Source organism: Mycobacterium gordonae, assembly GCF_001417955.2.
Lineage (GTDB): Bacteria > Actinomycetota > Actinomycetes > Mycobacteriales > Mycobacteriaceae > Mycobacterium > Mycobacterium gordonae_B.
On record NZ_LKTM01000327.1, the window covers coordinates 1 to 20,514 of the forward strand.

Genomic DNA, 20,514 nt, shown 5'->3' on the forward strand with positions numbered 1-20,514 from the left:
GCCGTTGGCTCCCGCGCCGCCGGAGGTGCCCGTCGTGGAGGGAGAAGCGCCGGCGGCAGGGGAGGCAGCGGGGGCCGCGGTGGAACGGGCGGCAACGGCACCACCGGCGCCAACGCGACGGCGCCGGGTGCCGACGGCCAGTCCGGCGGCGACGGCGGCCACGGCGGCGCCGGCGGGATCGGCGGCAGTGGAGGCGCGGGTGGCACCGCCCTTTCTCCGTCCGGACACACCGGGGCCCGCGGCGCGGGTGGTAACGGTGGCGCCGGCGGCAACGGCGGAACGCCGGGCGACGGCGGGAACGGCACTGACGGCGTCGCCGGATTCAATAACGGTAACGGCGGCACCGGCGGCAATGGTGGCAACGCCGGCCTCGCCGGCACGGGCGGCACCGGGGGCTCCGGGTCGACAAGCGGCGCCAACGGTGCGGCCGGACAGAGCATCGCCAACGGCGGCAACGGAGGCAAGGGCGGCAACGGTGCCGCGGGAACGACCGGCTCCTCGCCATCGAGCTCCGGAGTGTCCGGCGGGGACGGCGGCTCCGGTGGGACCGGCGGTGACGGCGGCAATGGCGGTCACGGTGGAACCGACGGCGGTAACGGAGGTCAGGGCGGGGCCGGCGGCAAAGGCGGCCCCGGCGGAAACGGTGGCAACGGAGTCAAGGGTTCCAACGCCAGCGTCCTGGGTGCCGACGGTCAGTCCGGCGGGGACGGCGGAGCCGGCGGGTCCGGCGGTTCGGGTGGCAACGGCGGCAGCGGCGGCTCGGCCCTGGCTTCCTCCGGCCACAATGGGACCCGCGGGACCGGCGGGGCCGGCGGCAACGGTGGCGCCGGTGGCGCCCCGGGTGACGGCGGTAACGGCGCAAACGGCACCGTCACCACCAATAACGGCAACGGCGGCGCGGGTGGCGCCGGCGGCGATGCGGGGGCCGGTGGCGCCGGCGGGGCCGGTGGAAAAGGCTCGACGACCGGCGCTGACGGGTTCGCCGGGTTGAGCACCGCAAGTGGCGGCAACGGCGGCAACGGGGGCAACGGCGCGAACGGAGCGGCGGGTGACCCGGCCGTGACACCCGGCGCGACCGGCGGCGCCGGAAGCAACGGCGGCGCCGGCGGCAGCGGTGGTGCCGGTGGTCACGGCGGCACCGACGGCGGCGACGGCGGCAACGGCGGCCGGGGCGGCAAGGGCGGCGACGGAGGCGTCGGGGGCACGGGTGCTCGCGGAGCCGACGGCGGCTCACCGGGTGCCGGCGGGCAGGCCGGCGGCAACGGGGGGTCCGGCGGCAACGGGGGCGCCGGCGGCGACGGCGGCCTCGGAGGCAAGGCGCTGTCGGCGGCCGGCAATGACGGCATCCGAGGAAATGGCGGCAACGGGGGTAACGGCGCGTCAGGCGGTGCGCCCGGCAACGGCGGCAACGGCGCGACCGGGGCAACCTCTGTCACCGGCGCTCCCGGCGACGCCATCAACACCGGTGTCAATGGCGGCACCGGCGGCAACGGTGGCAACGGTGGCAATGCGGGAACGGCGGGGACAGCCGGCAGCGGCGGCGCGGCTGAGCAGGGGCAGTGACGGAACCACCGGCAGCACCACCTTCAAGGGCGGTACTGGCGGCGCCGGCGGCGTCGGAGGTGCCGGCGGTGGCGCCGCCGGCACCGGCGGCGCCGGCGGTACCGGTGGCGGCGGCGGCCAGGGTGGCAGCGGAGTGGTCGGCGCGAATGGCGGTGACGGCGGCGCCGGTGGTCTGGGCGGCGGCAACATCGAAGGCTTCGGGGGCGCCGGCGGCGCGGGCGGCACCGGCGGCACCGGCGGCACGGGTACCAGCGGCACGAACGGCGCCGGCGGCACCGGCGGCATCGGCGGTCAGGGTGGCCAGGGCCGCGGCGGCCAGGGCGGCATCGGTGGCGACGGCGGCACCGGCGGCAGCGGCCCCGGACCCGGCGGCGACGGAGGCGGCGGAGGCGCCGGGGGCAACTCGGCCTCCGGCGGTCGGGGCGGCGACGGTGGAAGCAGCACGGGCGGGCGTGGTGGCGACGGCGGCAACGGCGGGAACGCCGGCCAGAGCGACCTCGGCGCCCATGGCGCCAACGGCGGCGCCGGCGGAAACGGCGGCAGCAGTTCGGCCGCGAACGGCGGAAACGGCGGAAACGGCGGAAACGGCGCCGCCGGAGGCGGTTTCGGCTCCTCCGGTGGCGACGGCGGCACCGGGGGCAACGGCGGTGCCAGCCCGAACCACACCGGCGGCAACGCCGGCAACGGCGGCCAGGGCGGCGCCGGCAGCGACGGCGTGCAGAACCAGGAGGGCGGCGACGGCGGGAACGGCGGTAACGGCGGAACCGGCGGAGACGGGTCCTTCGCCGGCAACGGCGGCGTCGGCGGCAATGCCGGACGGGGTGGCGACGCGGGCGAGAAGACCACGGGCGGATTCAGCTCACCGTCGGGCGGCCAAGGCGGCAAGGGCGGCAACGGCGGCTTTGCCGGTAACGGGGGCTACGACACGTCCGGCTTCGGCGGGGACGGCGGCCGAGGCGGCAACGGCGGCAAGGGCGCCGACAGCGGCACCGCCTTCTACGCCGGGCAGGGCGGCTTCGGCGGCGCCGGCGGTACCGGCGGCAACGGAGCCGCAGGTGGAAACGGCGGCGACGGCGGGGACGCCGGCAACGCCGGCAACGGCAGCGGCGGCACCACCGGTGGCACCGGTGGCGCAGGAGGCGACGGCGGACGCGGCGGACAAGGGCTGGTCAGCAACGGGCAAGGAGCCGGCGGCACCGGCGGCAACGGCGGCCGCGGCGGCAACGGCGGTGCCACCGGCAACGATCCCGGCGAGCAGGGCTCAAACGGCGGCACCGGGCACCCGGGCAACAACCAGGGTGCCGGCGGCGCAGGCGGCCGCGGAGGGGACGGCGGAAACTCCGGCTGACCGTCCTAGCGGGGAGCCATCCGGACCTAGCGCGGCGCCATCCGGATGGCGCCGTCCAGGCGGATCACCTCGCCGTTGAGCATCGGGTTCTCGATGATGTGCACGGCCAGCGCGCCGTACTCGTCCGGGTCGCCCAGCCGCGCCGGATGCGGAACCTGCTTGCCCAGCGACTTCTGCGCCTCCTCGGGAAGCGAGCCCAGCAGCGGGGTCTTGAACAGCCCCGGCGCGATCGTCACCACCCGAATGAGTTCGCGCGAGAGGTCGCGGGCAATCGGCAGCGTCATACCCACCACTCCGCCCTTGGAGGCGGAATAGGCGGCCTGGCCGATCTGCCCGTCGAACGCCGCGACCGACGCGGTGTTGACGATCACGCCCCGCTCTTCACCCACCGGCTCCGTCTTGGCGATCCGCTCGGCCGCCAGGCGCAGCACGTTGAAGGTGCCGATCAGGTTGACCTCGACCACCTTCTTGAAGCCCTTGAGCGGGAACGGTCCGTCCTTGGACAGGGTCTTGATGGCGTTTCCGATCCCGGCGCAGTTGACGTTGATGCGCACCGGGCCCAGAGACTCGGCCAGGTCCAGAGCCTTGGCAACCCCGTCCTCGTCGGTGACGTCGGTCTGCGCGAAATGCGCCCGGTCACCGAGCTCGGCGACCGCTTCCTCACCCCGCAGATCCAGCACCACGACCTGCGCCCCGGCATCGAGCAGCCGCTTCGTGGTGGCCAGGCCCAAGCCCGAAGCTCCCCCGGTGACGACTGCGACGGCGTCCCTGATCTCCACGCCAACTACCCCTTCCGTTCGCCCAACCTACTGGTTGGTTGGGACTATACCCAGTCCGTCAGCACCGCTTCGATGTCCCCCACCGCTTGCGCCGGGTGCGGCGTATCGGCCGGGGTGCGGGAGAAACGCGGGGCCGGCATCGGCTGCAGATGGCCGTTGACCTCGTACAACGTGTTGCGCTCGGCGATGTGTGGTTCGGTGTTGGCCTCGCCGAACGCCAGCACCGGTGTCACGCACGCGTCCGAGTCGGCGAACACCTTGGCCCAGTGGTCGCGGTCGCGGCTGCCGAACGCTTCGACCAGGAGCGCGCGCAACTCGGGCCAGCGTGCGACGTCGTTCTGCGGCGGCAGGCTGGCCGCGTCCAGTCCCAGGCCCTGAATCATCGCGGCGTAGAACTGCGGTTCGATGGCGCCGACGGCGACGTAACGGCCGTCGGCGCACTCGTAGGTGTCGTAGTAGGGCGCGCCGCCGTCGAGCATGTTGGTGCCGCGCGCATCCGTCCACAGGCCCGAGGCCCGCATCTGCCACATCATCTGCACCAGCACGCTGGAGCCGTCGACCATCGCCGCGTCGACAACCTGCCCCTTGCCCGACGTCTGCCGCTCCCACAGGGCAGACAGGATGCCGAGCAGCAGGAACATCGAGCCGCCACCGAAGTCGCCGGCCAGGTTCAGCGGCGGCACCGGCCGCTCCCCCGCCCGGCCGATGGAGTGCAGGATGCCGTTGAGCGAGATGTAGTTGATGTCGTGGCCGGCCTGCTGGCTGCGGGGACCGGTCTGGCCCCAGCCCGTCATCCGCCCGTAGATCAGGCGCTCGTTGACCTTTGCGCAGTCCGCGGGACCCAGACCGAGCCGCTCGGTGACCCCTGGGCGGTAACCCTCGATCAGCACGTCCGCCTTGGCAATCAGCTTGAGTACCAGGTCCCGGCCCTCGGCCGACTTCAGGTCGGCGGTGACGATGCGCCGGTTGCGGCTCATCGCGTCCTTGACCGGACCACTGGGACCGGGGCGGTCCACCCGGACCACATCGGCACCGAGGTCACCCAGGATCATGGCCGCGTGCGGGCCGGGCCCGATCCCCGCCAGTTCGACAACACGTAAACCACTCAGGGGACCCGCCATGGGTGCACCGACCTTTCGTCCGCTCTGACGCCCTAACAACCGGTTGATTGCATCTTCGCAGACCCCCTTCCCCTAATGTGAATCGCATGTCCAAATCCGGAATCGCCGCTCTCGCCCCCGTCGCGGGCCTCGACGTCGAGCTGACCGACGGCGTGCTGTCGTTGACGATCAACCGACCCGACAGCCTCAACTCGCTGATCATCCCGGTCATCACCGGTCTCGCCGACGCGATGGAGGCCGCCGCCACCGATCCCGCGGTGCGGGTGGTCCGCCTCGGCGGCGCCGGTCGCGGCTTCAGTTCCGGAGCCGGCATCAGCGCCGACGACATGACCAGCGGCGGCGGGGTCCCGCCGGACGAGATCATCCTGGAGATCAACCGTCTGGTCCGGTCGATCACCGCGCTGCCGCGGCCCGTGGTTGCCGTCGTGCAGGGACCGGCGGCCGGCGTCGGCGTATCCATCGCCCTGTCCTGTGACGTCGTATTGGCTTCGGAGAAGGCGTTTTTCATGCTCGCGTTCACCAAGATCGGGTTGATGCCCGACGGCGGCGCGTCGGCTCTGGTGGCCGCCGCGGTCGGCCGGATCAGGGCCCTGCGGATGGCGTTGCTGCCCGAGCGGCTCACCGCGGCAGAGGCGCTGTCCTGGGGCCTGGTGAGCGCGGTCTATCCGGCCGACGACTTCGATGCCGAAGTGGACAAGGTGGTCTCGAGGTTGCTGACCGGCCCCGCCGTGGCGTTCGCCAAAACCAAGGCCGCGATCAACGCCGCCACCCTCACCGAACTCAATCCCACTCTCGAGCGCGAGTTCGAGGGACAACGCGGCCTGTTGCAGGCGCCCGACTTCAAAGAGGGGACCCGAGCGTTCCAGGAACGTCGCGCTCCCAATTTCACCGACTCCTGAGTTTCAGGATTACCAATCCGTTCTCGCGTCTACTCCGAATAATTGATCAACGTGAACGAACGGGGTGCTGTGCCGGCTGAATCGATGCATTGTTTGGTGACCGGAGCAACCGGTTACATCGGCGCCCGCCTGGTGCCGCGCCTTCTCGACGAGGGCCATCGCGTGCGCGCGCTGGCACGCAATCCCGGCAAGTTGGACGGTGTGCCGTGGCGGCCGGACGTCGAGGTGGCGCGCGGTGACCTCGGCGATGTCGATTCCCTCATCGAGGCGTTCGACGGGATCGACGTCGTCTACTACCTGGTGCACTCGATGGGCGGCGGCGCAAAGGATTTCGCCGCCGAGGAAGAACGAGCGGTGCGCAACGTCGTGACGGCCGCGCGCAGGGCCGGGGTGCGCCGCATCGTCTACCTGAGCGGCCTGCACCCGGAGGACAAAGAACTCTCCCCGCACCTGCGCTCGCGCAAGGCGGTGGGCGACCACTTGATCGAGTCCGGGATCGAGACCGTGGTGCTGCAGGCCGGCGTGGTCGTCGGGTCCGGCAGCGCCTCGTTCGAGATGATCCGGCACCTCACCGACCGGCTGCCGGTGATGACCACCCCGAAGTGGGTGCACAACAAGATCCAGCCGATCGCGGTGCGCGACGTGCTGTACTACCTCGTCGCCGCCGCGACGGTGCCGGTGCCGTCGTCGCGCACCTGGGACATCGGCGGACCGGACGTGCTCGAGTACGGCGACATGATGCGGATCTACGCCGAGGTGGCGCGTCTGCACAAGCGCTACCTGATCGTGCTGCCGTTCCTGACGCCGACGATCGCGAGTCTGTGGGTGGGCACCGTGACGCCGATCCCGCCGGGGCTGGCGCGGCCGCTGATCGAGTCGCTGGAGTGTGACGCCGTGATGCACAACTCCGACATCGATTCGATCATCGAACGACCTCCGGGCGGGCTGATGGGCTATCGGCGCGCGGTCGCCGTGGCCCTGAACCGGGCGTTCGCCGGCTTGCCGGATCCCACCTGGGACTCCCTGGAGTCCGAACCGGCCGAGCTGTTGCCCAGCGACCCGGACTGGGCCGGCGAGATCATCTTCAACGACGTGCAGACCGCCACGACCTCGGCCGGGCCCGACGCGCTGTGGAAAGCGGCGGAGAGCGCCGCCAACCGGGGCCGGTGGTACTCGTTCCCGCTGGCGCCGCGCCGGCGCCACTCGGCGACCCGGTGGAGCGTTGCGGAGAGCGAGCCGGGCACTGAACTGCGGCTGCGGGCCGAGGTGCGCGCCCCGGGACAGGCGTGGCTGGAGGTGACGTCGACGCCCCGCCCGGACGGTGCCACCGAGTACCGGCAGCGGGCGATTTTCTACCCGCGCGGCATCCCGGGGCGGTTGTACTGGCTCCTGTTCCGCCCGCTGCACACCGCCGAGCTTCGTAAGCTGGCGCGCGACGTCGTGGCTGACCTGTAGCTACAGGACGCCGAACATCGGTGGCAGTGCCAGCACCATGATCAGTCCCCAGACGAAGTGGGTCAGCATGGGGGCGAGGATGCCGCCGGTGGCGCGCCGCGACAACGCGTTGACGGTGCCCAGGATCACTCCGGCGAAGCCGAGCATCGGGTTCCCGCTGGCCATGGTCGCGGCGACGTACAACACCGTGGAGATGGCCACCGGATGGTGGCGGCCCAGCGCGGTGTAGAGGGCGCCGCGGAAGAACACCTCTTCGGTGACCCCGTTGACCACCGTGATCAGCACGATCAGCAGGAACGGTCCCTGGTGGGCGTACTGCAGCACGCGGGTGATCCACTCGTCGATCGGCTGGATCTCGCGGACGATCAGGCCGCCGACCACGAAGATGCCGCCGAGGATGAGGCCGATCGTGGTGCCGGTGATGACCGGGCGCTGGTTGCGGCCGCGCCAGCAGATCCCACCCAGGTGGAGCGGGCCCGATGCGAACGCGCCGAGCAACCACACCGCCGCCAGCGACAGCGTCAGCCAGTAGAAGCTGGCCTCGCCGGGCCGGGTCCGCAGCGAGACACCCAGGATCGCGGCACCGAGCACCAGCGTGATCGCGACGACGATGCGGCGGCGCAGCACGACGCCCGGCGGTTCATGATGCGGCACGGCGACATTGACCATCGCGCGGCGAATCTCTTGGAAGGCGCTGGGGCGGTTGGGTGTGGCGGTTTGGGTCATGCCGTGCGGATCCTCGGGGTGAGCGTTAGCAGGATGTCCAGGCTGGTACGCAACGCACCGGCAAGGGGGCCGGGGACGATGTTAACCAGTCGCAGGGTGGGCCGCACGATCGGCGGCGTGACGGTCCGGGCGAGACGGCGGATCCGCAAGGCGTCGCCGCCCGCCCAGATCGGATCGGTGTCGGCGAGGTGATGGGGGTCGGCGAGCTCGCTGACCGGCCGGGGCGGGTGCTCGGTGTGACCGCTCAGGGCCAGCGAGATCGACTCGTCGATGCCGAGCAATCCGCCCAGCGGGTCCGGCACCTTGCCCTGCAGCCCGCTGCCCGACGCACGCATCGGATGGTCCAGCGACTCCACCAGGTCCCCCGCCAGGCTGCTGGGCACCGGGAGCGCTATCGCGGCGAACAGTGACGCCATCGAGGTGTCGATGCCGGGCACGCGACACGCGGCGTGCCAGCGACCGGAGATACGGGCGTATCTCTTGAGCAGGTCCCGGTATGACGTGCTCTCCGGGCCGCTGATGTCGTAGGCGCCGGCCGGAACCACGTCCGGGTCGGCCGCGGCCACCAGGTAGTGCAGGACATCGCGGATGGAGATCGGGTCGAGGGGGTTATGCATCCAGCTCGGCATCGGCATGACCGGGAACCGGTCGCCGACGTAACGCAGGATCTCGAACGACGTCGACCCTGCCCCGATGATCAGGGCCGCCCCCAGCCACACCAGCTCCGGACCGTTCTCGACCATCAGAGACTCGGCCACCTCGGCCCGGCTGGTCAGGTGTTCGGACAGCTCTCCGTCGTCGGGCACGAATCCACCCAGGTAGACGATCCGGCGGACGCCGGCATCGCGGGCCGCCGCGGCGACGTTGGCGGCGGCGGCGTTGTCGGCCTCGCGGAAGTTGGCCTGGCCGATCCCGTGCACCAGGTAATACACCACCTCGACCTGCCCGGCCGCCTCGAAGGCCGCGCGTACCGACGCGGGATCCGCCGCGTCCAGCTTGACCGTTTTAACGTCGTCCGACCATCCAAAGCGCTTGAGGCTATTAGGATTTCGGCTGGCGGCCACCACCTCGTGGTCGTCCGCCAGCAGCGCCGTGACCAGGCGTGAACCCACATAGCCAGTGGCGCCTGTCACCAGAATCCGCATGTTTCCAACCTAACTGTCGCGTTCGGGGACCCTCAAAGGGCCAAAAGCCCCACGTTGCAGGGCAAGTGTCCCCAGTCAGGTACCCCAACCGGGGCGTCGGCAAATCGGTGCAGGTCAACCCCTTGGTGAACCGCCCCCGCGGCGACACCGTGACTCGCTACATGAACATCACTTCAGGGGGAAATTCGGCACCAGGTGCGCAGACACCAGTTGCCGAGAACACGCCGTCCGTGGCAGGGGTAGCTGTGCAGTTTCCACAGCACCTCAACAGCCAGGAGGACACCATCGCCGCACTCACCGATTTCGCCGGCCCGGAATTCCGGCGTTTCGCGCTGAGCAGCGGAGTCGAGTCACGCCACACCGCGCTGCCGCTGTCGCGCTACGCAGACCTGAGCGGCTTCAGCGAGGCCAATGACGCTTTTATCGGGGTGGCGCTGGAACTGGCCGAACAGGCGCTGCTCCGGGCGCTGGACCGGGCCGGGGTGCGCCCGTCGGAGGTCGACATCGTCTTCTCGACGACCGTCACCGGACTGGCGGTGCCGACGCTGGAAGCGCGACTGGCCAGACGGGTGGGACTGCGCCAGGACGTCAAACGTGTTCCGCTGTTCGGCCTCGGGTGTGTGGCCGGCGCGGCCGGCGTGGCACGGATGCACGACTATCTGCGCGCTTTTCCGGACCAGGTAGGCGTGCTGTTGGCGGTCGAGTTATGTTCTCTGACCATTCAGCGCGAAGATAACTCCGTGGCCAATCTTGTGGCATCCAGTCTGTTCGGTGACGGCGCGGCCGCCGTGGTGGCGACCGGCGCCCACTGTGCTTCCGGTCGGGCCACTCACGGCCCGAGCGTGCTGGCCACCCGCAGCCGCATCTACCCCGACACCGAAGAGGTGATGGGCTGGAAGATCGGCAGTGACGGATTCCAGATCGTGCTGTCGGCCGATGTGGCGACGGTGGCCGAGAAATACCTCGGCGAAGACGTGCGCACGTTCCTCGCCGACCACGGGTTGACGCCCGGGGACGTGTCCACCTGGGTCTGCCACCCCGGCGGGCCCCGGGTGATCGAAGCCGTGGAAAAGGGCCTGGGACTGCCCGGCGACGCCCTGGATCACACTCGAAAGTCCTTGCGCAGCAACGGCAATCTCTCGTCGGTGTCGGTGCTGGACGTGCTTGCCGCCAATATGGACGATCCGCCGCCGGCCGGTTCGGTCGGGCTGATGATCGCGATGGGGCCGGCGTTCTGCTCGGAATTGGTGCTGCTCCAATGGTAGGACCGTATTACCTGCTGATCCTGGCGGTGGTGCTCGAACGCCTCGCCGAGCTGGTGGTGTCGCGGCGTAACGCGAAATGGTCATTTGCCCAGGGCGGCAAAGAGTTCGGCCAGCCCCACTACGTCGTCATGGTCGTTCTGCACACCGCTCTGTTGGTGGGCTGCCTGGTCGAACCCTGGGCGCTGCACCGTCCGTTCATCCCGTGGCTGGGCTGGTCGATGGTGGCTGTATTAGCCCTCTGTCAGGGTCTGCGCTGGTGGTGCATCACGTCGCTGGGCAAGCGGTGGAACACCCGGGTGATCGTGCTACCGCACGAACCTCTGGTGAAGAAGGGGCCCTACCGGTTCCTGCACCACCCGAATTATGTTGCGGTGGTGGTCGAAGGCGTCGCGTTGCCGATGGTGCACACCGCTTGGCTGACCGCGGTCATCTTCACGGTGGCCAACGCCGCGTTGTTGACGGTCCGGTTGCGGGTCGAGAACTCGGTGCTGGGCTACGCATGACGGATTACGACGCCGATCTGCTGGTGGTCGGGGGCGGACCCGGCGGGCTGGCCACCGCGTTGCACGCACGCGGGCAAGGGCTTTCGGTGATCGTGGCCGAGCCGCGGGAAGGCCCCATCGACAAGGCGTGCGGGGAAGGTCTGATGCCCGGCGGGCTGGCCGAACTGACCTCCCTCGGTGTCGATCCGGCCGGGATGCCGTTCCGCGGAATCGCTTATGCCAGTGAACATCGCCGGGCCGAGGCGCTGTTCCGCACCGGTCCGGGCCGGGGGGTGCGACGTACCACACTGCACGCGGCGCTGGAGGCGCGCGCGAAAGAGGTTGACACCGAATGGATTCGGACGAAGGTCAACGCGGTCGAGCAGGACGCGCACGGCGTGTCGGCTGCGGGCGTCCGGACCAGGTGGCTGGTGGGCGCCGATGGACTGCATTCGACGGTGCGGCGGGCCGTCGGGATCGCCGCGACGCGCGGGACACCGCGCCGGCACGGACTGCGCTGGCACTACCGGGTTCCGGCCTGGTCGGAGTTCGTCGAAGTGCACTGGTCGCGGTGGGGCGAGGCGTACGTGACGCCGGTGGAACCCGATCTGGTGGGTGTGGCGATCCTGTCCCGCCAGCGTCCCGAACTCGGCTGGTTCCCTTGGCTGGCAGAGCATTTGGACGGCGCCGACCGGACGCCGGCGCGCGGTTGCGGCCCGCTGCGCCAGGTGGTCTCGCGCCGGGTGGCCGGCCGGGTGCTGCTGGTCGGCGACGCCGCCGGCTACGAGGACGCGCTGACCGGGGAAGGCATCAGCCTCGCCGTCAAGCAGGCTGCCGCCGCGGTCGGGGCCCTCGTCGACGGCACGCCGCAGGCCTACGAACGAGCCTGGCACAAGGTGACCCGCGACTACCGGCTGCTCACCCGCGGTCTGGTGCTGGCCAGCACTCCCCGCCCGGTGCGCCGCGCCCTGGTGCCGGCGTGCGCCGCGTTGCCGCCCTTGTTCCAGTGGGGCGTCAACGTCCTGGCGTCGTGACCCTTCCCCCGCGAGCAGACGCAAAATCGCCCATTTCGTGCACGAAATGGGCGATTTTGCGTCTGCTCAGCGGGGGTTAGCTAGCGCGCTTTCCAGACCGGGTCGCGCTTCTCGGCGAACGCCAACGGGCCTTCGCGGGCGTCCTCTGACCTGATCAGCGAACGCATTTCGCGCATGGTGCGGTCCCAGCCGACTTCCTCGGCGGTGATCACACCCTCGTCGACGCCGTAGGCGATGCGCTTGCTGGCCTGCACCGACAACGGCGCATTACCCGTCACCCGCGCGGCCAGCGTCAGGGCGGCATCGAGCACCGAACCCTCCTTGACCACCTGGTTGATCAGGCCCCACTCGTAGGCGTCGGATGCCGTGAGTGGTTCGCCGGTCAGCAGCAACTCCATCGCGACCTTGTGCGGCAGCTGGTCCATGATCCGGAACACACCACCGGCGGCGGCGATCAACCCGCGCTTGACCTCCGGCAGCCCGAACTGCGCGCGCTCGTCGGCCACCACCAGGTCACTGGCCAGCGCCAACTCGGTGCCGCCGCCCAGCGCGGTCCCGTTGACCGCCGCGATGGTGGGCTTGTCGATGAAGTGGTGCACATAGCCGGCGAAGCCCCACTCCGGACGGTCCGGGTGGTAGATGTTCTCCCGCCGCGAGATCGCCTTGAGGTCCGCGCCGGCGCAGAACGACTTGTCGCCTGCGCCGGTGATCACCACCGCCCGAACGTCGGGATCGAGCTGGGCTTCCGCCAGCGCGTTCCCGACTCCAATGCTGACCGCGCCGTTGACCGCGTTGCGTGCTTCGGGCCGGTTGATGGTGATGATCATGACATTGCCGCGGCGCTCGACAAGGGCGCCGGGCGCATCCGTCATAGCAGCTCCAGGATGGTGGCGTTGGCCTGTCCGCCGCCCTCGCACATGGTCTGCAGGCCGTACTGAATTCCCTTGTCCCGCATGTGGTACAGCAGTGTGGTCATGATGCGGGCACCGGAGCCGCCGAGCGGGTGACCGAGCGCGATCGCCCCACCGTTGGGGTTCAGCTTGCTTTCGTCGGCGCCGATGTCTTTCAGCCAGGCCAGCGGAACGGGCGCGAACGCCTCGTTGACCTCGTAGGCGCCGATGTCACCGATCGACAGGCCGGAGCGCTTGAGCACCTTCTGGGTGGCCGGGATGGGCGCGGTCAGCATGATCACCGGGTCCGCCCCGGCCAGCGTTGCCGTGTGCACCTTGGCGATGGGCTTCATGCCCAGTTCCTTGGCCTTCTCGGCGGACATGAACAGCAGCGCGGCCGAACCGTCGGAGATCTGCGAGGAGTTGCCCGCGTGGATCACGCCGTCCTCCTTGAACGCCGGCTTCAGCGAGGCCATCTTCTCCATCGGGGTGCCGCGGCGGATTCCCTCATCCTTCAGCACGACGTTGCCCTCGGAATCCTTGATGGCGACGATCTGGTCGTCAAAAGCACCGGCATCCTGTGCGGCAGCGGCCTTTTCGTGAGAGTCCAGGGAGAACTGGTCCAGGTCGAGACGGGAGAATCCCCACTGCTCGGCGATCATCTCCGCGCCGATGCCCTGGTTTGGGATCTTGCCCTCGTAGCGGGTCAGGAAACTTTCGGGGTAGGGCCGGCCGCCGTTGGCCAGGGACGCGCCCATCGGAGTGCGTGACATGGACTCGACGCCGCCGGCGACAACCACGTCGTAGTGACCGGCAATCACGCCGGCCGCGGCAAAGTGCACCGACTGCTGGCTGGAACCGCACTGGCGGTCCACGGTCACGCCGGGCACGGTCTCGGGCCAGCCTGCGGCCAGCAACGCGGTGCGGCCGATGTCGAGAGCCTGCTCACCGGCCTGCATCACGCAGCCCCAGATGACGTCGTCGACGAGTTCGGGGTCGACGCCGGCTTTGGTGACCAAACCATTGAGGACCTGCGCAGACAGGTCGGCGGGGTGCACCCCGGACAGACCGCCGTTGCGCTTGCCGACGGCCGAACGTACTGCCTCGACGATGACTGCTTCAGCCATGAGTATGTCTCCTTTGACAAAACGTATTTAGTTAGATTGTCAACCATCCGGTTGGGAGGGCGCGGGGCGGGGTGCCGTTTAGCCACAGAACCGTATGTATCCGGCCCGGTGGCAGCGCCGGCGGCCCGACCTTCCCGAACTCCTCGCGCAACCGCTCGAGACCGACGCGCGTTCAGTCGCGATTGAAGACGATGAACAGGCCGGTGATCAGATCGTCTCGAGCGACGAGGTAGTTGGTGAGGACCAGTTCGTCGGGTAGGCCCGTCTTGTCGAAGTCACCGTCGTAGCGGGCCCGAAGTACGGTCAGCCCGGAGCGGTCATCGGTGTCCAGCACCTCCATGGTCACGCGGTCGCCGACGATCTCCGCGGCCACCCAGCCGCGGATGGCTTCCGGGTCGGCGAATTCGCGCTGGTTGTCGTTGACGACCGCGTCGGGGGCGAACGTCCGCATCACGGCGTCGATGCTGAAAGCGTTGACGGCTTCGACATAACGTTGGGCGACAGAGTGTGTGTGCGTAGTCATGCACCAACCGTGGACGCCGACGCCGCGGGAGAGTCAAGGCGGTTTGGCGGCCTTGACTCTCCCGCGACGGGAGACTTCACAATGAGCCGATGACCTCCGGTATATCGATTGGCGACTTCTCCCGGATGACGCAGTTGCCGGTCAAGACGCTGCGCCACTACCACGACGTCGGGTTGCTCGAACCGCATCGTGTCGATGCGGCCACCGGCTACCGGTACTACAGCAGCGATCAGGCGCCGACCGCCCAGGTCATAAGACGGCTACGCGACCTCGGGATGCCGTTGGCCGACGTTCGCGCCGTCCTCGTTTCCGCACCGGCCGACCGGAACGCGCTTATCAGCGCTCACCTGGTACGCCTGGAAGACCAGCTCGCCGCAACGCGGAGCGCCGTGGAATCGCTACGGGCCATTCTCGATGCCCCGGCTCGCGATTCGCGGATCGAACACCGCACCGTCGCCGACACCCCGGCCGCCGCGATCACCGCGACCGTCGATCGCGACGATCTGCTGCCCTGGTGGCAAGGTGCGGTGGGCGAGTTGCGGGCGACGGTGCAGGCCGACCGTCAGCTCACGCCGACCGGGGTGCCCGGGGCCTTGTTCGACTTCGACATCTTCGCCGGCGACCGGGGCGGGACGACCGTGTTCATCCCGGTCGCCGGCGAGGTGCGAGCGGTCGGGCGGGTGACGCCGATGACCATTCCGGCAGCCGAATTGGTGGTCATCTCACATCACGGTCCGCACGACGACGTCGACGTCCACTACAGCGCGCTGGGCGAGTACGCGACCCGCCACGAGATCAGCATCGAGGGCCCGCTGCGCGAGTACTACGACCGGTTCTCCTGGGACACAGACGATTCCACGCACTGGGCGACCTTGCTGTGCTGGCCGGTCTTTCGGGCCGACGCATGACCACGCTGCAGGGCCGGCGCGCGGTCGTCACCGGGGGCACCAAGGGGACCGGCGCCGCGGTCACCGCCTGGCTGCGTTCGCGGGGCGTGCGCGTCACCGCGGTGGCCCGCCAACCCGGCCCCGAAACAGAGGATTTCATCGCCGCGGACCTGTCCGCGGCGGCCGGAGTGGAGCAGGTGGCGGCTCAGATCCGTGAACGCGGCGGACTCGACATCCTGGTGCATGTGGCAGGCGGATCCGGTGCACCCTCGGGCGGCTTCGCCGCGCTCGACGACCGGCACTGGGCCGACGAGCTCAACCTCAACCTGCTGGCCGCGGTCCGCCTGGACCGTGCGTTGCTGCCCATGATGATCGAAGCGGGCGCGGGTTCCGTCGTGCACATCGGCTCGATTCAGAGCAGGATGCCACTTTTCGACGGCACCCTGGGGTACGCCGCGGCCAAGGCCGCGCTGCGCGCGTACAGCAAGGGTCTGGCGAACGAGCTGGCGCCCAAAGGCATTCGCGTCAACACGGTGTCGCCGGGGTTCATCCAGACCACCGCCGCCGAGGATCTCATCACCCGGATCGCCGCTGCCGGCGACGGCGACCGCGACGCTGCCCTGCAATCGATGATGAACGCGCTCGGCGGCATTCCTCTCGGTCGGCCCGCCCGCCCCGACGAAGTAGCCGCGGTCGTGGGCTTTCTCGTCTCCGATGCCGCGGCCGCGGTGGTCGGTGCCGACATCGTGGTCGACGGCGGCACCGTACCGACCGTGTGAACTCAGCGGGATGCCTGCCACTCGGCGATCCGCCGCCGACGATACTTGCGCTCGGGCTCGCTGACCGCCTCGGTGAGCGACGCCTGCGTCGCCGCCACCGCTTCGCCGAATCGGCCTTGGCGAGAGAGCAATTCGCCGCGGACGGCATGCCAGCGCTGATCCTGCTCAATCTGATCCAGCGCCCGCAACCCCGCTGCCGGCCCGTCTCGTTCGGCGAGCGCGACTGCTCGGGCCAGCGCCGCCGGACCACTCGGCCTAACGGAGATCAGCAGGTCGTAGAGTCGGACGATCTCGACCCAGTCGGTGGCGTGATACGACGCGGCCCGCGCGTGCTCGGCCGCGATCGCGGCCTGCAGCTGGTAGGGGTCGGCGACCGCACCGGTGCGGCGCAGTGAATCATTGAGCAGCCCAAGCGCTTCGGCGATCGCATCGGCGTCCCACAGTGAGCGGTCCTGGTCAGACAGCGGGATCGGCTCCCCCGCCTCGTCGACTCGCGCCGCCCGCCGGGATTCGGTCAGCAACTGCAGCGCCAACACCGCCATCGGTGAGGGCTCGTCCGGCATCAGATCGTGGACCAGGCGCGCCAGTCGCAGCGCCTCGCGGGTGCCGTCGACGTCGGTCAACCGGTCCCCGCCGGACGCGGTGTGCGCGATCGTGTAGGACGCGTGCAGCACCGCGCACACCGCCGCCAGGCGAGCGGGCAACTCGTCATCGGCCGGTACCCGGTACGGGATCGCCGCGGTGGCAATCTTTTTCCGCGTCCTGGTGAGGCGCTTGGCAACCGCGGCTTCACTGGTCAACAGCACCGCCGCGATCTGCGCCGGCGAGAGTCCGCACAAGGTGCGCAGCGCCAGGGTCACCTGGGCGTCCAACGCCAGCGCCGGATGGCAGCAGGTGAAGATCAGCCGCAACCGGTCATCGGCCACCACACTCTCGGGCGGCAGGTCCGGCACCGTGAGTTCCACGCTGGCACGCTCCTTCTGCGCCCGGGCGCCTTCGCGGCGCAGCAGATCGATCGCAACCCGCCGCGCCGTCACGGTCAGCCAGGCGCGAGGTTCGGCGGGCACCCCGGTGCGGGGCCATTCCCGCAGCGCCCGCAGCGCCGCTTCCTGCACCGCGTCTTCGGCGATAACCAGCGAGCCGACCGTCCGGATGAGGGTCGCCAGAATGCGCGTGCCCTCCATCCGGACGGTTTCGGCGAGCGCGGCGTCGGTATCCGTCACCGACGGGATGACTAACCGCCGAATTCGATCACGGGCCGCACTTCGACGGCCCCGTCCCAGGCCGCCGGGATCTCGGCCGCGATGCGCAGCGCCTCGTCCAGGTCGGCGGCTTCGATCAGGTAGAAGCCGGTCAGGGCCTCCTTGGTCTCGGCGTACGGGCCGTCGCTGGTGACCACGTCACCGCCGCGGGCGCCGCTGACCCGCACGGTGGTGGCGGTGCCGGTGGGATAGAGCGCGGCGCCGCCGCGGATCGCGGCACCGTGGTCCTGACCGAATTTCATGTATTCGGCCATGTCACCGGCCTGTTCAGGCGCCGACCAGTCGACGTCCCGGGTGTAGGTGAGTGCGGCGTATTGCGGCATGGTGTCCTCCTGTACCGATCATGATCCGGGCATTTCCCGATCTCACCAAGAGGACGAACGAAGCAGGGCCGAATAGGACAAACCCGCCCGAAATTTATCCGACCGGGTAGCCCACCGACTTGATCTCGGTGTACTGGTCGAATCCGGCGATGCCGTTCTGCCGTCCGACGCCGCTCTGCTTGTAGCCACCGAACGGTACGTCCGCGCCGTACGGCGCACCGCCGTTGACGCCGATGAAGCCTGCCTTGATCCGCCGCGCCACCGCCAGCGAGTGCTCCAGCGAACCCGACATCACGTTGCCGGCCAGACCGTAGACGCTGTCGTTGGCAATCCGGATCGCGTCCTCCTCGTCGTCGAAGGGGATGACCGAGAGCACCGGGCCGAAGATCTCCTCCTGCGCGATCGTCATGGAGTTGTCGACGTCGACGAAAAGCGTTGGGCGGACGAAGAATCCCTTGTCGAATCCGGTTTCCGCGTCCGGTCCGCCGACCAGCGCGGTGGCCCCTTCTTCGACGCCCTTGCGGATGTAGCCCATGACCCGGTCGCGCTGGCGCTCCGAAATCACCGGGCCGCACAGGGTTCCGGGGTCCTGCGGGTCACCGCAGGTGACGTTCTCGTAGATGCTCCGCAGTATCGCCACACCTTCGTCGTAGCGCGACCGCGGCAGCAGCATCCGGGTCGGATTGGCGCAACCCTGCCCGGCGTGCATGCACGGCGCGATGCCGATGGCACAGGCCAGCCCGAAGTCCGCGTCCTCGAGAACGATGGTGGCCGACTTGCCGCCCAGTTCGAGGAACAGCCGCTTCATGGTCGCGGCGCCCTTTTCCATGATCCGCTTGCCCACCACCGTCGAGCCGGTGAACGAGATCAGGTCGACCTTGGGTGAGAGCGTAAGCTCTTCTCCCACAAAGTGATCGGACGCCGTGACGACGTTGACGACGCCGGCCGGGATGTCGGTCTTCTCGGCGATCAGCCGGCCCAGCCGGGTGGCGTTGAACGGGGTGTTGGGCGCCGGCTTGAGCACCACCGTGTTGCCGGTGCCCAGCGCCTGGCCGAGCTTGTTCAGCGTGACCTCGAACGGGAAGTTCCACGGAACGATCGCGCCGACCACACCCACCGGCTCCCGCCACTGCCTGATGGCGGTGTTGGCGCCGGTGAGGCTGATGACCCGGTCGCCGAGATCGGTTTCCCACGGGTAGTCGTCGATCAGCCGGGCCGGGTACCTCAGCCCGTCCTGAAGCGGCGCGTCCAGCTGCGGCCCGAAGGTGATCGCCCGGGGCGACCCAACTTCGAGAATGAGCTCCTCGCGCAGCTCCTCCTTCTCTTCCTCGATCGCGTCGTGCAGTTGCAGCAGACAGCGCTTGCGCAACTCGCGGTTGGTCGACCAGTCGGTCTCGTCGAAGGCGCGCCGGGCGGCGTCGATGGCGCGGTGCATGTCCTCCTTCGAAGCGTCGGCAACCTCACCGAGGGACTCCTCGGTCGCCGGGTTGATGTTGGTGAACGTGCCGGCCTGGCCGTCGACGAGCTTGCCGTCGATCATCATCTTCGGCTCGAACCGGACCTTTACAGTGTCAGCCATATTTGTTCAGCTCTCTATTGACAAGGCGCTGGTGAGAGCGCCGGGACGTAAACGGCCACCCGCTAGACAGTAACTCTACGGTGAGCCTTACCGGAAAGCACCCAATGACCTACTGAGGATCGAACAGGACGGGTACCGACGTCGGCGACCGGAACACCTGCCCCCGGATGTGCGGGTCGTCGGCGTCGGGATCCAGCCGCAGGTTGGGCAGCCGGTCCAGCAGCAGGTTGATCGCCGTTCGCATCTCCAGGCGCGCCAGGTGCATGCCCAGGCAGACGTGGACGCCGTGCCCCCAACCCAGATGGGCCCTGGCCTGCCGGTGGATGTCGAACCGGTCGGGATCGGGATAGCGATCCTCCTGACGGTTCGCCGAACCCAGCATCGGCATCACCGTGGCGCCGGCCGGGATCGCCACCCCGCCGAGTTCGGTGTCGCGGGTGGCCACCCGGGTGATGGTGAGTAGCGGCGGTTCCCAGCGCACGCCCTCTTCGATCGCCTGCGGCAGCAGCGACCGGTCCGCCCGGATGGCTTCGAGTTGCCCGGGATCGGACAGCAGCGCCAGCAGCAGGCTGCCCAGCGACCGGTACGTCGTCTCCACTCCGGCAGGCAGCAAGAGCCGCAGGAACGAGAAGATCTCCTCGTCGGCCAGTTTCTGTCCGTCGATCTCGGCCGCCGCCAGGGCGCTGATCAGGTCATCCTTCGGCTCGGCGCGCCGGGCTTCCAGGATGGGCGCGAAGTACTCGCACAGCGCCGCCGCGGCCGCCAGCCCGCGTTCGGGGTTCATCAGCCAACTCAGCAGCGAGATCGACCAGCGCTGGAACTGGGGGTAGTCCTGTTCCGGTAGGCCCAGCAGGCCCGCGATGATCCGGCTCGGATAGTCGAAGGTGAACTCCTTGACCAGGTCTGCTCTGCCGTTGGGGGCGAAGTTGTCGATCAGGCTGTTCGCCACCCGGGCCACCAGTTCGTCCTGCCAGCGTGCCAATGACTTCTGCGAGAAGGCTTTTGACACCAATGACCGCAGCCGGCCGTGCACCGGCTCGTCCATCCCGAGCATGACGCCCTCGCCCAGCACCGGCCCGAACGCGGCGATGACGGCTGCCGAAGAGAACGTCTCGTTGTCCCGCAGCATCTGCTGGACGTCCTCGTGGCGATACACGATGAACATCGGCAGCGACTCCTCGTGCGGCAGCGCGCCAGAGGTTTCCAGCCGTTGCACCGGTTCCTCGCGGCGCAACCGGGCCAACTCGGTGTACGGGTCGCGCACGTCGCCGGAAATCGCGTCGTCGAAGGCGCCGAAGTCTTCCAGATCGTCGAATAGCTGTTCCAT

The 20,514-nt window shown here is 69.5% G+C and carries 18 protein-coding genes and 1 pseudogene; 8 read left to right on the forward strand and 11 right to left on the reverse strand.

What is annotated here, in order from left to right:
* Window positions 1-90 precede the first annotated feature (90 nt).
* Window positions 91-2,212: pseudogene (locus AO501_RS40320) on the forward strand (hypothetical protein); the annotation flags it as partial.
* A gap of 725 nt (window positions 2,213-2,937) precedes the next feature.
* Here AO501_RS40320 and AO501_RS22350 read toward each other — a convergent pair.
* Both AO501_RS22350 and AO501_RS22355 read right to left on the reverse strand, forming a co-directional pair.
* A complete protein-coding gene (locus AO501_RS22350; protein ID WP_055579801.1) occupies window positions 2,938-3,690 on the reverse strand; it encodes a 3-hydroxyacyl-CoA dehydrogenase in 753 nt (250 codons plus the stop codon).
* 44 nt (window positions 3,691-3,734) lie between these two features.
* The gene (locus AO501_RS22355) at window positions 3,735-4,811 is read right to left on the reverse strand and encodes a CaiB/BaiF CoA transferase family protein (protein ID WP_055579802.1); all 1,077 of its coding nucleotides are present in this window, start codon (window positions 4,809-4,811) and stop codon (window positions 3,735-3,737) included.
* An 86-nt stretch (window positions 4,812-4,897) separates the two neighbouring features.
* Here AO501_RS22355 and AO501_RS22360 point away from each other — a divergent pair, with 86 nt between their 5' ends.
* Together AO501_RS22360 and AO501_RS22365 are read left to right on the forward strand one after the other, a co-directional pair.
* Entirely contained in the window at window positions 4,898-5,710 is an 813-nt protein-coding gene (locus tag AO501_RS22360) for an enoyl-CoA hydratase (RefSeq protein WP_055579803.1), read from the forward strand.
* Between the two features lie 84 nt (window positions 5,711-5,794).
* Window positions 5,795-7,165: a DUF2867 domain-containing protein gene (locus tag AO501_RS22365; RefSeq protein ID WP_197419925.1), complete on the forward strand. Its 1,371-nt coding sequence runs from the start codon at window positions 5,795-5,797 to the stop codon at window positions 7,163-7,165.
* Here AO501_RS22365 and AO501_RS22370 read toward each other — a convergent pair whose 3' ends face one another.
* Both AO501_RS22370 and AO501_RS22375 read right to left on the reverse strand, forming a co-directional pair.
* Window positions 7,166-7,891 (reverse strand): CPBP family intramembrane glutamic endopeptidase, encoded by a 726-nt coding sequence (locus AO501_RS22370; RefSeq protein WP_055579805.1) that lies wholly within the window; start codon window positions 7,889-7,891, stop codon window positions 7,166-7,168. It lies immediately after the preceding gene.
* A complete protein-coding gene (locus tag AO501_RS22375; RefSeq protein ID WP_055579806.1) occupies window positions 7,888-9,036 on the reverse strand; it encodes an NAD(P)H-binding protein in 1,149 nt (382 codons plus the stop codon). The genes AO501_RS22370 and AO501_RS22375 overlap by 4 nt, the downstream gene beginning before the upstream one ends.
* A gap of 161 nt (window positions 9,037-9,197) precedes the next feature.
* On the opposite strand from AO501_RS22375, the gene AO501_RS22380 reads away from it, so the two are divergent.
* Genes AO501_RS22380 through AO501_RS22390 form a run of 3 tightly spaced genes read left to right on the forward strand, consistent with a single transcriptional unit; the run spans window position 9,198 to window position 11,817 of the window.
* The gene (locus tag AO501_RS22380) at window positions 9,198-10,301 is read left to right on the forward strand and encodes a type III polyketide synthase (RefSeq protein ID WP_055579833.1); all 1,104 of its coding nucleotides are present in this window, start codon (window positions 9,198-9,200) and stop codon (window positions 10,299-10,301) included.
* Window positions 10,295-10,804 carry an isoprenylcysteine carboxyl methyltransferase family protein gene (locus AO501_RS22385; RefSeq protein WP_055579807.1) on the forward strand — a complete coding sequence of 170 codons (510 nt, stop codon included), beginning with the start codon at window positions 10,295-10,297 and terminating at the stop codon, window positions 10,802-10,804. Before AO501_RS22380 ends, AO501_RS22385 begins: the two co-directional genes overlap by 7 nt.
* The gene (locus tag AO501_RS22390; protein ID WP_055579808.1) at window positions 10,801-11,817 is read left to right on the forward strand and encodes an NAD(P)/FAD-dependent oxidoreductase; all 1,017 of its coding nucleotides are present in this window, start codon (window positions 10,801-10,803) and stop codon (window positions 11,815-11,817) included. The genes AO501_RS22385 and AO501_RS22390 overlap by 4 nt, the downstream gene beginning before the upstream one ends.
* Window positions 11,818-11,897: 80 nt before the next feature.
* Here the strand turns inward: AO501_RS22390 and AO501_RS22395 are convergent, their stop codons facing one another.
* The 3 genes from AO501_RS22395 to AO501_RS22405 form a co-directional block, all read right to left on the reverse strand.
* Window positions 11,898-12,689: a crotonase/enoyl-CoA hydratase family protein gene (locus AO501_RS22395; protein WP_055579809.1), complete on the reverse strand. Its 792-nt coding sequence runs from the start codon at window positions 12,687-12,689 to the stop codon at window positions 11,898-11,900.
* Window positions 12,686-13,834, reverse strand: coding sequence for a thiolase family protein (locus AO501_RS22400; protein ID WP_055579810.1), 1,149 nt, complete (start codon window positions 13,832-13,834; stop codon window positions 12,686-12,688). Before AO501_RS22400 ends, AO501_RS22395 begins: the two co-directional genes overlap by 4 nt.
* A 172-nt stretch (window positions 13,835-14,006) precedes the next feature.
* Window positions 14,007-14,357 (reverse strand): nuclear transport factor 2 family protein, encoded by a 351-nt coding sequence (locus tag AO501_RS22405; RefSeq protein WP_055579811.1) that lies wholly within the window; start codon window positions 14,355-14,357, stop codon window positions 14,007-14,009.
* Between the two features lie 89 nt (window positions 14,358-14,446).
* On the opposite strand from AO501_RS22405, the gene AO501_RS22410 reads away from it, so the two are divergent.
* Entirely contained in the window at window positions 14,447-15,265 is an 819-nt protein-coding gene (locus tag AO501_RS22410) for a MerR family transcriptional regulator (protein WP_055579812.1), read from the forward strand.
* A complete protein-coding gene (locus AO501_RS22415) occupies window positions 15,262-16,023 on the forward strand; it encodes an SDR family oxidoreductase (RefSeq protein ID WP_055579813.1) in 762 nt (253 codons plus the stop codon). The genes AO501_RS22410 and AO501_RS22415 overlap by 4 nt, the downstream gene beginning before the upstream one ends.
* Window positions 16,024-16,025: 2 nt before the next feature.
* On the opposite strand, the gene AO501_RS22420 is transcribed toward AO501_RS22415, so the two are convergent.
* The 4 genes from AO501_RS22420 to AO501_RS22435 form a co-directional block, all read right to left on the reverse strand.
* Window positions 16,026-17,246 (reverse strand): RNA polymerase sigma factor, encoded by a 1,221-nt coding sequence (locus AO501_RS22420; RefSeq protein WP_231752576.1) that lies wholly within the window; start codon window positions 17,244-17,246, stop codon window positions 16,026-16,028.
* Window positions 17,247-17,257: 11 nt separating this feature from the next.
* Window positions 17,258-17,608: a YciI family protein gene (locus AO501_RS22425; RefSeq protein WP_055579814.1), complete on the reverse strand. Its 351-nt coding sequence runs from the start codon at window positions 17,606-17,608 to the stop codon at window positions 17,258-17,260.
* Window positions 17,609-17,702: 94 nt separating this feature from the next.
* On the reverse strand, window positions 17,703-19,187 hold the full coding sequence (locus AO501_RS22430; RefSeq protein ID WP_055579815.1) for an aldehyde dehydrogenase family protein: 1,485 nt from the start codon (window positions 19,185-19,187) through the stop codon (window positions 17,703-17,705).
* A gap of 109 nt (window positions 19,188-19,296) precedes the next feature.
* On the reverse strand, window positions 19,297-20,514 hold the full coding sequence (locus tag AO501_RS22435; protein ID WP_055579816.1) for a cytochrome P450: 1,218 nt from the start codon (window positions 20,512-20,514) through the stop codon (window positions 19,297-19,299).